At 61.6% G+C, this 14,655-nt stretch carries 13 protein-coding genes; 3 read left to right on the forward strand and 10 right to left on the reverse strand.

Going from position 1 to position 14,655, the window contains the following annotated elements; all coding sequences use genetic code 11:
* Positions 1-51: 51 nt before the first annotated feature.
* From ACR9ZN_RS10345 to ACR9ZN_RS10375, 7 genes are all read right to left on the reverse strand, one after another.
* Positions 52-1,704 carry a Na/Pi cotransporter family protein gene (locus tag ACR9ZN_RS10345; protein ID WP_434956381.1) on the reverse strand — a complete coding sequence of 551 codons (1,653 nt, stop codon included), beginning with the start codon at positions 1,702-1,704 and terminating at the stop codon, positions 52-54.
* 221 nt (positions 1,705-1,925) lie between these two features.
* Positions 1,926-2,747, reverse strand: coding sequence for an MBL fold metallo-hydrolase (locus ACR9ZN_RS10350; protein ID WP_481272168.1), 822 nt, complete (start codon positions 2,745-2,747; stop codon positions 1,926-1,928).
* A gap of 5 nt (positions 2,748-2,752) precedes the next feature.
* Positions 2,753-3,553, reverse strand: a complete 801-nt coding sequence (locus ACR9ZN_RS10355; RefSeq protein ID WP_441772987.1) for a TatD family hydrolase — start codon at positions 3,551-3,553, stop codon at positions 2,753-2,755.
* A gap of 16 nt (positions 3,554-3,569) precedes the next feature.
* A complete protein-coding gene (gene metG, locus ACR9ZN_RS10360; protein WP_441772986.1) occupies positions 3,570-5,135 on the reverse strand; it encodes a methionine--tRNA ligase in 1,566 nt (521 codons plus the stop codon).
* A gap of 308 nt (positions 5,136-5,443) precedes the next feature.
* The gene (locus tag ACR9ZN_RS10365; RefSeq protein ID WP_481272169.1) at positions 5,444-6,484 is read right to left on the reverse strand and encodes a DNA polymerase III subunit delta'; all 1,041 of its coding nucleotides are present in this window, start codon (positions 6,482-6,484) and stop codon (positions 5,444-5,446) included.
* Entirely contained in the window at positions 6,481-7,128 is a 648-nt protein-coding gene (gene tmk / locus ACR9ZN_RS10370) for a dTMP kinase (protein ID WP_454813917.1), read from the reverse strand. The genes ACR9ZN_RS10365 and tmk overlap by 4 nt, the downstream gene beginning before the upstream one ends.
* The gene (locus tag ACR9ZN_RS10375) at positions 7,125-8,291 is read right to left on the reverse strand and encodes a D-alanyl-D-alanine carboxypeptidase family protein (RefSeq protein ID WP_481272170.1); all 1,167 of its coding nucleotides are present in this window, start codon (positions 8,289-8,291) and stop codon (positions 7,125-7,127) included. The genes tmk and ACR9ZN_RS10375 overlap by 4 nt, the downstream gene beginning before the upstream one ends.
* A gap of 122 nt (positions 8,292-8,413) precedes the next feature.
* Between ACR9ZN_RS10375 and ACR9ZN_RS10380 the strand changes: the two genes are divergently transcribed.
* From ACR9ZN_RS10380 to hspQ, 3 genes are all read left to right on the forward strand, one after another.
* Positions 8,414-9,607, forward strand: coding sequence for a UbiH/UbiF family hydroxylase (locus ACR9ZN_RS10380; RefSeq protein WP_481272171.1), 1,194 nt, complete (start codon positions 8,414-8,416; stop codon positions 9,605-9,607).
* 66 nt (positions 9,608-9,673) lie between these two features.
* Positions 9,674-10,573, forward strand: a complete 900-nt coding sequence (locus ACR9ZN_RS10385) for a lysophospholipid acyltransferase family protein (RefSeq protein WP_441772982.1) — start codon at positions 9,674-9,676, stop codon at positions 10,571-10,573.
* Between the two features lie 185 nt (positions 10,574-10,758).
* The gene (gene hspQ, locus ACR9ZN_RS10390; RefSeq protein WP_434956390.1) at positions 10,759-11,091 is read left to right on the forward strand and encodes a heat shock protein HspQ; all 333 of its coding nucleotides are present in this window, start codon (positions 10,759-10,761) and stop codon (positions 11,089-11,091) included.
* 103 nt (positions 11,092-11,194) lie between these two features.
* On the opposite strand, the gene ACR9ZN_RS10395 is transcribed toward hspQ, so the two are convergent.
* From ACR9ZN_RS10395 to ACR9ZN_RS10405, 3 genes are all read right to left on the reverse strand, one after another.
* Positions 11,195-11,869: an invasion associated locus B family protein gene (locus ACR9ZN_RS10395; RefSeq protein WP_434956391.1), complete on the reverse strand. Its 675-nt coding sequence runs from the start codon at positions 11,867-11,869 to the stop codon at positions 11,195-11,197.
* A 128-nt stretch (positions 11,870-11,997) separates the two neighbouring features.
* Complete coding sequence (locus ACR9ZN_RS10400) at positions 11,998-12,738, reverse strand: invasion associated locus B family protein (protein ID WP_434956392.1); 741 nt, start codon at positions 12,736-12,738, stop codon at positions 11,998-12,000.
* Between the two features lie 321 nt (positions 12,739-13,059).
* Positions 13,060-14,451, reverse strand: coding sequence for an AmpG family muropeptide MFS transporter (locus ACR9ZN_RS10405; protein ID WP_481272172.1), 1,392 nt, complete (start codon positions 14,449-14,451; stop codon positions 13,060-13,062).
* Between the last annotated feature and the right edge of the window lie 204 nt (positions 14,452-14,655).

A 14,655-nucleotide genomic window follows, 5' to 3' on the forward strand; every position in this document is an offset into this window, starting at 1 on the left:
CCTACCTCTTTTATGAGAAAGTCGATTTATCGTATTGGATAGAAATAGATTTTATCCGGCATCCTTGAGGCGGGAAGTCGAAAGCTCGCCCGCCGCCTCGAGGATCGGATAGGCCACAGCGGTCAGATGCGCGACGATGCGCTTGAGGTCGCGGATGACGTCCATATGCAGCGAGCTGGTCTCGATCGAGGCTAGCGTGCCAGCACGCAGGCGGTTGAGGTGGCTCTCTGCCGCCGAGCGTTCGAAATTGCGGATATGATCCTTGGCGACCACCAATTGGCGAGCCATGACGGGATCCTGGGTCATGAACACAGTGATGGCGAGCCGCATCTGTGCCACCACTTCGCGATGCATGGCCTTGATCTCGGCCCAGCCCTCGCTAGAGAAGCTCAAATTGAGCCGCTGCTTCTTGGCCGCCAATTCCAGCAGGGTCTTGTCGAGAATGTCGCCGACATGTTCGAGATTGGTGGTGAACAGGATGAGTTCGAATGCTTTGCGGCTCATATCCTTGTCGAGCGGCGTGCGCGTCAGTCGGGTCAGATAAAGCTTGATATTCTCCTGCAGCCGGTCGACCTGATAGTCGAGCTGGCTGATCTGCTTGCGCCGGGAATCGTCGTTCTCCTCGAAGGTTATGATCGATTCCCGCAGCATGATTTCAACGAGCTCAGCCAGCCTGATCACCTCGCGCGAGGCCGCGACCAGCGCGACCGAGGGACTGTCGAAGTCTCCCTCGTCGAGAACCGGCGAGGGGCGCTCGCCGATCGGCGCCTCCGGGGCCTTCACCAGTCTTTCGAGCAGGCGGGCGGTCTGGTCGATGAAGGGAAGGAAGACGACCAGGAGCAGCAGATTGAAGCCGACATGGAAATTGGCGATCTGGCGGGCTCCCGAGGCCTCCAGTTGCGCCAGCCAGGGCTGGATGAGGCCGATCAGTGGCAGCAGCACGACGGCTCCGACCACTCGGGTACCGAGATTGCCGAACAAAGCGCGCCGGACTTCAATCGGCGCTGTCAGGGACAGGCCCAGCGGTGCGAGCCCGGAGCCGATATTGGCACCCAGCACCAGGGCAAGGCCGAGCGGAATGCCCACGACCCCTGCCCCGGTGAGCGACATCACCAGAAGCAGGATAGCCACGCTCGAATGCACCAGCCAGGCCAGCGCGGCGCCGATCAGCAGTGCGGCCCAGGGCTGGCCGTTGAGGCGTTCGAAGATCAGCGTCATGATTTCGCTCTGGCGGATCGGCTCGGCGATCCCGACGACCAGATGCAGCGACAGGATCATCAGGCCCAGGCCGATCATGGCGCGGCCGACGTTCTGCGAGACGGATGAACGCCCGAGCATGAACGCGGCCACGCCGGCGATCAGCAGAACCGGCATCAGGGCGGAAAGATCGAAGGACAGGGCCTGGACCACGAGCGTGGTACCGACATTGCTGCCCAGCAGCACGGCCAGGGCCATGCCGAGCGTGAGGAAGCCCCGTTCGACGAAGGACATCACCAGAAGAGTCGAGCCGGTCGAACTCTGAAGGGCTGCGGCCACCCCCGCTCCGGCCAGGCAAGCCGAAAAGCGGTTGGAGGTGGCGCGCGAAATCACACCACGCAATCGTTCCCCGAAGGCCCGCATGATGCCTGTCTTCACCAGACGAGTGGACCAGATCAGAAGTGCGATACCGGCGAGAAGATTGAGAAAAACGTGCTGACCAGCCAACCGAACAATTCCTTAGGACGAATCCCCTTGGTGACAAGACGGACGAATCTATCACATAAGCAATTGAAATAGCATGAACATCAACGTCACATTTCGACGCGTGCGGTTAATTTGTTCCAGAGCGTTTTGAGATTTGGCGGTCGCGCCAGGAATCACAAAGACGCTTCAGCCAATCCGTTGGATTGGCTTGGAACGAAAGAGCGTGAGCAGCATGTTTCCGTCTAAACGCGTTTTGCTCTCGGCAGCGCCAGTTCGATACGCATGCCGTCATAGCCCGGCTCAACGCCTTCCGGCAGGGTGCGCCGCAGGGTCTGATAGTCCATGTCCGTATGCATGTTGGTCAGGATGGCGCGCCGCGGTTTCAGTTTCTCGATCCAGGCCAGCGTTTCCGGCAACGACCAATGGCTGGGATGCGGCGTAGGACGAAGAGCATCGACGATCCAGGTGTCGAGGCCCTCCAGCAATGCTTCGCTTTCTTTCGGCAGACCATTGATATCGCTGGAATAAGCGAAATCGCCGATCCTGAAGCCCAGGGATTGGATGTCGCCGTGATCCTGCTCGAACGGCAAGGCCGTGATTGAGCCTCCGGCGCCGCCGATACTGACGGCTTGTCCAATCGTGATGGTGTTGAGTGTCAGGATGGGAGGATAGGACGACCCCTGCGGCGTCTCGAAGCAATAGTCGAAGCGGCTGCGCAGCAAGGCGGCGGTGCGCTTGTCGGCATAGACGTCGACGAGGCTGCGCTGGTAGAGCGCCAGCACGCGCAGATCGTCGATGCCGTGGGTATGGTCGGCATGGTCGTGGGTGTAGAGTACGCCATCGACCGCCTTGACCTCGGCATCCAACAATTGCTGGCGCATGTCAGCGCCGGTATCGATCAGCACCGTGGTGCGGCCGCCCTCTGCCCTGTCCTGTTCAAGCAGCAAGGCACAGCGCCGACGCCGGTTTCGGGGGGCGGCGGGATCGCAACTGCCCCAGCCAAACCCGACGCGGGGGACGCCGCCGGAGGAACCGCAGCCCAATAATGTCGCAATCAACGTCATCGGCGTCAGGCTGCCGCCTTGATGCCGTCGGGACGAGGCATTTTGGTGAAGAGACGAAAGGCGTTTTCACTGGTCTGCCGTGCGACCTCGCTCTCGCTCAGGCCGATAGTATCGGCCAGAACCCGCGCCGTGTTGGCTACATAGGCCGGCTCGTTGCGTTTGCCGCGGAACGGCATGGGCGCCAGATAGGGAGCGTCCGTTTCCACCAGCAGACGGTCATGGGGGACGAGGCGGGCGATGTCCCGGATCTCCTCGGCCGATTTGAAAGTGAGGATGCCGGAGAAGGAAACGTAGAAGCCGAGCCCAAGCCCCCGGCGAGCCAGTTCGGGGCCCGACGAGTAGCAATGGAGGACGGCGCTGAAAGCGCCCTTCCCCATTTCCTCTTCGAGAATGTCGCCGATGTCCTGGTCAGCCTGGCGGGCATGGATCACGAGCGGCAGTCCGGTGAGCCGAGCCGCGGCGATATGCTTGCGAAAGCCGCGCGCCTGTACATCGCGCGGCGCATAGTCATAGTGATAGTCCAGCCCGGCCTCGCCGATCGCCACCACCTTGGGATGGGCGGCGAGTTCCAGGATGGTCTCTAGGGGAATATCGTCTTCTTCATGGGCATGCAGGCAGTGCGTGCCGATCGAGCCGAAGACATCGTCGTAGGTCTCGATCAGCGCCTTGATCCTCTCGAACTGGCGGATGCGGGTGGAGATGGTGATCATGCGTCCCACTCCGGTCTTGCGGGCACGCGCAACGACGTCGTCGATCTCGGCCTGCAGGTCCGGGAAGTCGAGATGGCAATGGCTATCGATCAGCATGGCTTACCAAACAACTTTACGCCTTGCCCGCGCTGTCAGTCGCTTCGACATAGCGGGGGAAGACAGCTTCGGGCGCTGGCAAGGCAACATCCGGCGACAAACGGCCGTCAACGCCGAGGTGATCGAAGTCACGGGCATCTTCAGGCACGGCCAGGAGGTCGAGCATACGCGCCGCGCCGGTCGGGATCACCGGCTGGGCGAGGATGGCGATCTGGCGAACCACCTCGGCGGTGACATAGAGCACGGTTTCCATGCGGGCCGGGTTGCTGGTCTTCAGCTTCCACGGTTCTTCGGCAGCAAAATAGCGGTTCGCTTCGCCCACCACGCTCCACAGATCGGCGAGGATGGAATGCAGGGCGAAATTGAAGATGGAGTCGCGCGCCTGCCAGATGAGGTTGTCCGCTGTCTTCAGCAATTGCTCGTCGGAGGGCAGGAAATCGCCGGGGCTCGGTACCTTGCCGCCGCAATTGGCCGCGATCATCTTCAGGCAGCGATTGGCCAGATTACCGAAATCATTGGCGAGGTCGGCATTGATGCGGTTGACGATCGCCTCATGCGAATAATTGCCGTCCTGGCCGAAGGGAACTTCGCGCAGGAAGAAGTAGCGCAGCTGGTCGACGCCGTAATGCTCGGCAAGCGTGAACGGATCGATCACGTTGCCGACCGATTTCGACATCTTCTCGCCGCGGTTGAACAGGAAGCCATGGCCGAAGACGCGATGCGGCAAAGGCAGACCCGCCGACATCAGGAAAGCCGGCCAATACACCGTATGGAAGCGCACGATATCCTTGCCGATGATGTGCACGCTGGCCGGCCAGAATTTCGAGCGTTCGGTATCCGTGTCCGGAAAGCCCGTCGCCGTTAGGTAATTGGTGAGGGCATCGACCCAGACATACATGACATGCTTTGGGTTGCCGGGAACCGGCACGCCCCAGTCGAAGGTGGTACGGCTGATGGAAAGGTCACGCAGGCCCGAGCGCACGAAGCTCATGATCTCGTTCCGGCGCTCTTCCGGGCCGATGAAGCCGGGATGGCTCTCATAGTGCTTGAGCAGGCGATCCTGATAGGCGGAGAGGCGGAAGAAATAGCTCTCTTCCTCCACCCATTCCACCTTGGCGCCGGTCTCGATCACCGTGCGGGAGCCGTCCGAATTGAGCGCCAGGTCCTTCTCGTCGAAGAAAGCTTCGTCGCGCACCGAATACCAGCCCGAATATTTGGACAGGTAGATGTCGCCCGCCGCCTCCATCCGGCGCCAGATCTCCTGGCAGGCGCGGTAGTGGCGTTCCTCGCTGGTACGGATGAAATCGTCGTTCGACGCATTGAGCGTCTTGGCCATCTCGCGGAAATATTCCGAGTTCTGGTCTGCCAGTGCCTGGGCCGTGCTGCCTTGCTTGGCTGCTGTCTGCAGCATCTTCTGGCCATGCTCGTCGGTACCGGTCAGGAAGAACACCTCGTTCCCGTCGAGCCGCTTGAAACGGGCGATGGCATCGGTTGCGATCAACTCATAGGCATGTCCGATATGGGGCTTGCCATTGGGATAGGAGATCGCCGTGGTGATGTAATAGGTGTCTTTCTCGGCCATCGATGACGCTTTTCCTGACAACGATGCGCGACACCGCCAGCCAGGCCGCGCATCAGGGATTCCTGATGTAGAGCATTTTCGGGTAAAGTTGGGAGACTTTTCGCCGGAAAATGCCGAAAGCGTTTTGCGATTTGGCGAAAGCGCCGAGAATCGCAAAAACACGTCTAACCAAAGAGGTAGAGCAAAGCAGCGTTTCCGTCGCAACGTGCTTTGCTCTGGTGATTGTAGCTACGGGCGTTTTTGGCCCCTGGCAGGCGAAAAATGCCTGGAACCCCAACTTCCCGGCGGATTGCCGAGCTCTGGCTGGTTTAGGCCGCGGAGGCTTCGGCGAGCAAGCCGAGGGTCGCGAGCACGAAAGGTTTGCGGTCGAGATTATAGGCCTCGACGTCACGCGCAGCGTGACGGGCCTTCTCCCATACCTGTGCCCAGCGTGCAAGGCGGGGCACGGATTCGTCGCGGGCTGCCAGCAGGCGTTGATGCAGCCACTCGTCGAGGAAATCGAGCAGGAGCGCGAAATTCTCGTCGCCGGCCTTGTTGGCGCAGCGGTCTGCGAGAGCATGGGCGGCAGCCACATCGATGCGGGGCAGCTTGGCCAACAGATCCGCGAGGGAACGGTGGAGTGACACCCCCTCCCCGTCTGCCAGGGTCAGGGCTCGCCTTACACTGCCCTGCGCCAGGGCGGCCCCCGCGGCTAGCGTTTCCTCGGACAGATCCGGGCGCGCCTGCGCAGCGGCTCTGAGCACATCGGCCTCGCCGAGTGGATCGAGCGTGAGCAGCCGGCAGCGTGAGCGGATGGTGGGCAGGAGGCGGGCCGGCTGATGCGAGATCATCAGGAAAAGCACGCGCGGCGGCGGCTCCTCCAGCACTTTGAGCAGGGCATTTGCGCCCTCCCTGGCCAGATCCTCGGCAGAATCGATGATGGCGATGCGCCAGCCCCCTGCCCCGGCGGTCGAACCGAGGAAACGCACCATGTTGCGCACGTCGTCGACGCGAATATTGGAATAGAAGCCCTTGGTCTTGTCGTTGGGAAGACGGCGCAACACCGCAAGATCGACATGGGATTGCGACACGATCTGGCGTGCGGGCGCTGCATTGGCGGCGACCGAGAGGCTCGTGGCCCCGTCGAGGTGATGAGGGTCCGGATGGGTCAGTACGAATTTGGCCATGCGGTAGGCCAGCGTCGCCTTGCCGACGCCTTCCGGCCCGCCCAAAAGCCAGGCATGATGGATGCGGCCCGAGCGATAGGCGGTCAGCAGCGCCTGCTCCGCTCTGTCCTGGCCGATCAGTTGCATGGTTTCGCGCGGATGCGGGCTGTCAGCCAGCATGTCGCTTTCAAAACGCTCGCTCATGCCAGCACCCGTGTGGCATCGAGATCGAGCCTCTTTCTCACGACGCCGAGAATCGCCGCGGCGACCTCGTCCTGTGAGGCGGAGGCGTCGACGACGGCGCAGCGGCGGGGCTCGAATTCCGCGATGGCCAGGAAGGCCTCGCGCAGCTTTTCATGGAAAATCAGGCTCTCGCCTTCGAAGCGATCGATAGCCGTGCCACGAGATCGAACCCTGGCGAGCCCATCACGGGCCGGCATGTCGAGAATGAGCGTGAGGTCGGGGACGGTGGAGCCGACGACCACGCGTTCGATGGAGCGGATCAAGGCCGGCTCGACCTCGCCGAGCACGCCCTGATAGGCGCGGGTCGAATCCATGAAGCGATCGCACAGGACCCACAATCCCCTGGCAAGGGCGGGCCTGATCGTCGTGTTGAGATGGTCGTCGCGCGCCGCATAGAACAAAATGGTTTCGGCAAAAGGGCCAAAATGCTTGGCGCCGCCGGAAAGCAGCACCTCACGCAATTCCTCGGCACCAGGGGAGCCCCCGGGTTCGCGCGTCAGCAGGGTTTCGATGCCGAGGGCGTTCAAGGATGCCGCCAACCGGCGGATCTGGGTGGATTTGCCCACCCCTTCGCCGCCTTCGAACGTTATGAACCGGCCCTTCATCGCTTGTCGTGCCCACCCTGTATCAATCCGATGCCAAGCTCGTAGATAGCACCGAATGCGCGTTGGGGAAGACTGCCGACTGGTACATCGGCGATTGCATACAGGGGAATTTCGAGCGAAATCTGTCCCTCGCGCAAAATCTGGAGCCGACCGACGGCGGCATTTTTCTGCACCGGTGCCTCGAGCGGCCCGTCATAGAGCAATTTGGCGCTGAGTTTTTCGGCGCCGTCGTTGTCTACCAGCATGGAAATGTCGCGATCGGCCGCAACCGGCACGGCATTGGTCGTGCCGCCATAGACGGTAGCCTCACCCACGATCTCCCCCTTGGAGAAGACCAGGCGCGGGCGGAATGAATTTTCGGCCCATTCGAGGACGCGCCTGGCTTCGCTCGCTCGCTCGGCATTGGATTGAAGACCGTGCAGTACCATGATGAAGTGCTGATCACCGTGAAGCGCCGAAACGACCACGCCATAGCCTGCGGTGTCGGAGGCGCCGGTAACGCCCCCATCGACCCCTAGTCCCTGGGTGAGCAGGGGATTGCGGTTGGTCTGCCGTATCTTGTTCCAGGTGAAATCCCGTTCCTGATAGATCGCATAGATGTCCAGCTCGTTTCGGCGGAGCCAGCCGAGCAGCCGGGCCAGATCCCGTGCCGTGGTCAATTGGGCCGGGTCGGCAAATCCGGTGACATTGCGAAACTGCGTGTGCTGCAATCCGATTTCGGCGGCCAGCGTGTTCATGCGCGGTACCAGGCCATCGAGTTGGCCCGTGAGGCCCTGCGACAACGCCAGACAGGCATCATTGGCGGCCTGGACCATCACCCCGCGCAAGAGATCTTCGACCCGCACCCGGCTCCTCACCGCAGCGAACATGGTGGCACTGCCCGAGGGCGCGCCGCCCTTGCGCCAGGTGTCCTCCGAAATCGGATATTCGGTCTCTCGCGAAGCGTGGCCCTTGCGCAGAGCCTCGGCGACGACGGCAACGGTCATGATCTTGGCCATGGCGGCAGGTTCGACCGGCTTGTCGGCGTTCTTGTCGAGCAGGACCGTGCCCGAACCGGTCTCGATCACGAGGGCGATGGGGGCGGTCGTGGTGAACGGTTCCGCATGAAGCGAGGGCACCAGCGCGACGGCCGCCAGAAATAGCCCGATGACAAACCTTTTCATCGCCGATGTCCGTTCTGCCCGATATTACCAAATTCGCGCGATCCGGTGCAATTGCGCTCGGCATTCGGCATCCGGAAAACAGGTGACGTCCGCTTCAAGGAGCGCTAATTCCGTTAGCCATCATGCCAGCCAATCGTGAATCAAATCATCGTCCGATCGTCATCGTGGGAGCTGGGCTCGCAGGCTTGGCCTGCGCCGCGGTCCTTGCCGCAAAAGGCCTCGAGGTCACCCTGGTCGGCCCACCCGGCAATGCCGGCGATACCCGCACCACGGCTCTGCTCGATGGCAGCATCCAGGCCCTGGCGAAGGCCGGCATTCGGATGGCGGGCCATCCCGAGGCGGCGCCGCTGCGGGTGATGTCCATCGTCGATGCGACGCAGCGCCTCCTGCGTGCCCGTCCGATCGCCTTCCAGGCCGAGGAGATCGGATTGGAAGCCTTCGGCTGGAACATTCCCAATGGCGCTCTGAGCCGGATACTTCAGGCGCGCCTGCATGAGGCCGGTGTCGAACATCTGCCGGTGCGGGTGCATGGCGCCGCACCCGGCGCAAACGGCCTCGTTCTCAAACTCGACGGGCAGCCTGATCTTGCGGCCGATCTCATTGTCGCAGCCGATGGGCGCGCTTCCCTCGTGCGGCAGGCTGCCGGGATCGAAACGCGGAGCCACGACTATCCCCAGGTCGCGCTGGCCCTCAATCTGAAGATCGGCCGGACACATCGCGATATCTCCACCGAGTTCCATACCGAGTCCGGTCCCTTCACCCTTGTGCCGCTGCCTGGACAGCGGGCCAGCCTCGTCTGGGTGGTCTCCCCCGAAAAGGCCGATGAATTACGGGCGATGGATGATGCCGCCCTTTCCCGAGCCATAGAAATCCAGAGCCATGCACTGCTTGGCCATGTTCAGGTAGACGGCCGGCGATCCTTCTGGCCGATGAGCGCGGTGGTGGCGGTAACGCAGGCCGCCGACCGGGTCGCCCTCATCGGCGAGGCCGCACATGTGCTTCCCCCGATCGGGGCGCAGGGGTTCAACCTCACGCTGCGCGACATCGCGGCCCTGGCCAAGTGCTTAGAAGGAACCCGGTCCCTGGAAGGAGCCCGCGATCCCGGCGAAGCCAGCGTGCTCGAAGCTTATGCCAGGGCAAGGCGGCTCGACATCGGGACCCGTCACTCGGCAGTCGATCTGTTGAACCGCTCGCTGCTGTCAGGGCATTTCCCCCTGCAGGGCCTGCGTGGCCTCGGGCTCTATGCGCTCGAGCGGGTCGGTCCCTTGAGACGGGTCATGATGCGCCAGGGGCTCGCTCGCGCAGCCGAGCATTGAATTCTTCCCGCTTCTGGTTTCAATGGCCGGCGGGACGTACAAATCGTAAGAATGACGGAAGGCATCGTGACGAGCGGCGCAGACGAAAAGGGGTGGCGACGCCGTATGCGGCGGATCAAATACGCCTTCGAATACAGTGCATTGCGTGGCCTTACCGGCGTGTTGCATATATTGCCCATCGACTTCGGATCCTGGTTGATGGGGACGATCTGGCGCCTCGTCGCGCCGCATCTGCGCCGTCATGAGCGCGCCCTCCGCCAACTTGCGGCGGCCTATCCCGAAAAATCGCGGGCAGAGATCGAGGCCATCGCACGGGCCATGTGGATGCAGCTCGGCCGGACCTTCGCCGAAGCGCTGATCAGCGAACGCATCGTCCGGGCCGGCCGCATCGATGACCGCGCCGGCCTCCAGCTCGATCCGCTGAAAACCTCCGGCAGGGGCTGCGTCTTCGTCTCGTTGCATACCGGCAATTGGGAGCTGGTGATCTATCCGACCCTGGTACGCGGCATCAAGGCAGCGGGCGTCTATCAGCGCATGAAGAACCCCAAGGTTGACGATTATGTCATGCTGGCCCGCCGAGATCGTTATTCGCGCGGTCTGTTCCCCAAGGGCAACGACGTTGCGCGTAAATTGATGCGCATCGTACGAGACGGCGGTGCGGTCGCCTTGCTGGCGGATCTGCGGGATCGCCGGGGCATCATGATCCCGTTCTTCGGCCGCCCTGCCCCCACTACGCCCTTCCCCGCCTTGCTGGCGCGCAGCAACGATGCCGAGCTGATCGCTGCGCGTTGCGTGCGCACGGGCGGTGTGCATTTCTATATCGAGGCTGAGGTTATCGATGTGCCGCGTACCGCCGACCGCGATGCCGATATTGCCGAAGCGACGCGCAGAATTCATGTCCTGTTCGAGCAGTGGATCCGCGAGCATCCCGAACAATGGATGTGGGCACACCGACGCTGGGGATGACGGCAACTGCATCGTCCGCCGTTTCGCGTGTGAAATTAATGAAATATTCGACGACTTTGACGATAATACTGCTATTCTGGTAACGGGATAGCAGGCTCGTTCGGTTGTGGCGGGCTTCGGTATCGCCCGGCTTGCAGGCACCACTATTGCAAGTTTGCCGAGCGCAAATGACGATTGAATAGCGTATGAATAAAGCGCGGGAAGCAAAGTTCTTTATCGGTCAAGTGGTACGCCACCGCATCTATCCGTTCCGTGGCGTCATCTTCGACGTCGATCCGGAATTCTCCAATACGGAAGAATGGTGGCAGTCCATTCCGGAAGATGTGCGCCCTTCCAAGGACCAGCCCTTCTATCATCTGTTCGCGGAGAATGAGGAGACGGAATATGTCGCCTATGTCTCCGAACAGAATCTGGTGATCGACGACAGCGGCAGTCCGGTTCGGAACACGCAGATCGATGAGCTATTCGACCGCGATAATGAGGGTGGATACCGGCTGAAACCAGGTACGCGCCACTGATACGCCCCTCAGCCTGGAGAGCATCGGCGACCTTCGCAATCTAGGGTGAGCCGGTCGGTTTCCGATATGAAAAGGCCGACCCGAAGGTCGGCCTTTTGTCATGTTATTGCGCGGGCGCTGCCGGCTGAGCCGGCGGTGTGGCCGGTGCGGCGCCGCCGCCCTGCTGTTGCTGCTGCTTGCGCTGGGCATCGATGAGGGGCTGGAATATAGCCTGCAACTTCTCGCCATAGTCTTTCTGCTTGGCAGCATAACCGGCTTGGTCGATGCCCTGGCCATCGAGAGCCTTGCCGAGGCCATCCAGGCCGATATCCATACCGATAGGCTGGCCCTGGAAGGTGATCGCCTGCACTTTCAGTTTCTTGCCCTTCTTGAGGCTGGCGACATTCGCGTCGCTCAGGGGCATATCGGCGATGCAGCTCGGTCCCGTGCAGATGCGATATTTCGCAGTGTCGAGGGTCTGGTCATCGACGAGGACGCGGGCACCCAGCGGAAGGACAACGCCCGCCGGAATGATCACAGTGAGCTTGGGCTTGCCGCCCTTCTCCTGGCCGACCTGCGCGGTCATCATCCAGGCTGCAGTCGGTGCCAGAAGATCGCGCACGGTTTGGCAGGTGTCCTTGCCGTCCGGGGTCTTGGCGCAGATCTTGGTCCATTCGGGCTGGTCGAATTTGGGCAATTCGGGCTGCTGGCCAGCAGGCTGGGGCTGTTGCTGGGCCAGCGCGGTTCCGGCCGACAGGATCAAGGCTGCCGCGGTGCCAGCGATCAGTGAGTTTCGCATAATCTGGGTTCCTGTTCCTAAAGCGTTTTGCGATTTGGCGGTCGCGCCAAGAATTGCAAAGACGCGTCGAACCAAAGAGTGAGAGCAAACAAGCGTTCAGTCATGAACGCGCTTTGCTCCAGGCGGTCTTATTGAGCAGGCGCCGGATTGGCATTGAGCTGCTGGCGCGCCTTCTCGGCGGCATCCTGCAATTGCTGCTGCAGCTTCTTCTGCTCGTCGACGATCGACTGGGGATCGAGCGGCTTGTTGTCGAGCGCCTTGGCAAAGCCCTCGGTGCCGAGCGGCAGTTGCACGCCTTGGTTGGGGGTCTTGAAGGCGATCGCCAGGGTCTTGGAACCGCGAAGAGCCTTGAGCTGGGCCTCGTCGATGGGCAGTTCGACCAGGCAGCCTTCGGGAGAGCAGACGGCATATTTGCCGCTGGCGAAAGCGGTATTGTCGAGATAGAGGCCGACGCCAGGCTGAATGAGGGCGCCGACGGGCAGGACAAGGCGCAGGAGTTGCTTCTTGTCGGTGACGTTCTGCATGAGGATGGCGGTCATCATCGTCTGCCCCGTATCGGACCGCAGGTCACGACGGGTCAGGCAGATTTCCTTCTTGGCCTGGTCGGCCTGGCACAGCTTCACCCAGTCAGGTTGGGAGCTGGAGATGGCGGGAGTGGTCGCGCCTTCCAGGCCGGGAACGGGCTCAGCGGCGGCCGCTGCTGCCGCGGGCGCGGCTGCTGCAGGCTTTTGCGCCGGCTTGGCTGCAGGTGCCTTCGGCTTCGTGGCGGGCGCGGCCGGCTTGGCAGGCGTTTCTTGTGCCAATGCGGGTGTCACCGCGAGGCTGAGCGCCGCAAGAGCTGCAGTCGCAAGGAGGCGGAACGACATCATGCAAAATCCTTGGGTCCTAAGTCCGCCGCCGCAACGCGCTGGGCTAGCGCGGGGTCGGCAACGCACCAATGAAGCTGAATGTCTCTCATCGCCGACGAAGGCACCGAGATGACGATTTCAGGAAAGGTCCATAAACGAAGCGGGCACTGGTTTCCAGCCTCGAAAACAACCTATGGCGACGGTGTCGCAGCTTGTGCATGACAAATTGAAGAAAACGTGACCAGCGCCGCTATATCTGGCATTCGAGTTGCGAAAATCGCAGGAAGCAAACCGTCTTGCCTACTCTAGAGCAGCGATTCGCTTGCCGTACGCCAGCGCGCCTCAACGGCGCCCTCCCTCGCCCGCCAGTGACGCTTGTTCCTGTTCTTCCTTCGAGTGGCCAGGGGCTTCCTTGTCCGCCGAGCGCCAGACGATCAGGCAGAGGATCGCAACCGGCAAGCCGATCGTCGACGTCGCCGAGAAAAAGACGGAATAGCCGAACAGATCGACCATTTTCCCCGACATGCCTGCCAGCAACTTGCCTGGCAGGGCGTAAAGCGAACTCAGGAGGGCATACTGGCTGGCGGCATAGGCGGGCGACGTCAGCGAGGACATGTAGGCCATCAGCGCCGTTCCCGCGAAGCCGCCTGCAAAGCTTTCGACGCTCACCGCCAAAGCCAGATAGCTCGAATCCGCTCCCTTGGCTGCCAAAAGAGCCATACTCAAATGTGAGGTGGCGGCGGCAATGCCTCCAAAAAGCAGCGAGGGCATCAGGCCAAAGCGCCAGATGCAAAAGCCGCCCACAAAGGGAGCGGTCAGGCCGATGGCGAAGCCATAAATCTTCGAAATATTGGCTATTTCGGCTTTGGAGAAGCCAAGATCGATATAGAGCGGGTTGGACATCACGCCAGCCAGGAAGTCCGGCAGGCGATAAAGCGCGATGAGCAACATGATTGGCACGAGGATCCAACCGCGGCGTAAGAAGAGGTCGCTCAGCGCTTCCTTGTAAGCGGTCAGCCAATCTGGCCGGTTGGATGTGCTCTGCGGGCCGGGAGCCTTGTCATCCTCGAATACAGAAATGAGCTTGTCCGTGAGGGTTTCTTTCTCGACAGCTGGCGGATCGGGCGCAAACAAGGCAGCCATGATGCCGATGAGCATCAATGCGGCCATCGTGGCGTAAGCCGCCTGCCAGTCGAGATATTCAGCCAAATAAAGGGCGCCGGCTCCCGCGCACAATATGCCGATGCGATAGCCAAGCTGGGACACCGCCAGCATGATGCCCTGGCGGTCACGCGGGATGACGTTGATGCGCCAGCCGTCGATCACCACGTCCTGGCTGGCGGCAAAGAATGCGGTGACGGTTGTCCAGAATATCGTCATTCCCAGCGAGCTTGCCGGATTGCTGCTGGCGAGACCGAACAGGCCCAGGATGATGCCCATCTGCGTGATCAGCAGCCAGCCGCGCCACCGGCCGACCATCCGTCCCAGCACGGGCGGGTCGAACCGCTCCAGCAAGGGAGCCCAGAGGAATTTGATGCTGTAGAACAGCGTCGCGTAAAACATCAGGCCAATGTCGGTACGTGTGATCCCGACCTCACGCAGCCTGGCCGATTGTGTCGAGAACACCAGCAGGAAGGGCAAGCCCGAGCTGAAGCCGAGCAACAGCATGAAAGCGAGGCGCTTGTCGGCGGCGATGTCGCGCAGAAGCGTGAGGAGTTTTTGACCGGGAATCATGTCCACGATTATGGAGCGCCGGGCCGGACAGACCAAATGCTTTGATGACGGATGTTCCCGAGTGCATGGGCTTTCGGAATGGGCATCTGCTCAAAGTGTGGATGGTGCTCGCGGATGGGACGACCGGGGCTGTCAAACCGGCTATGGCTTTGCCGTCATCCAGGGTTAGACTCACCTGGATCTGATTCGTGCCCTGTGAATACC

The organism is Labrys sp. HAY1-8F (genome assembly GCF_056754975.1).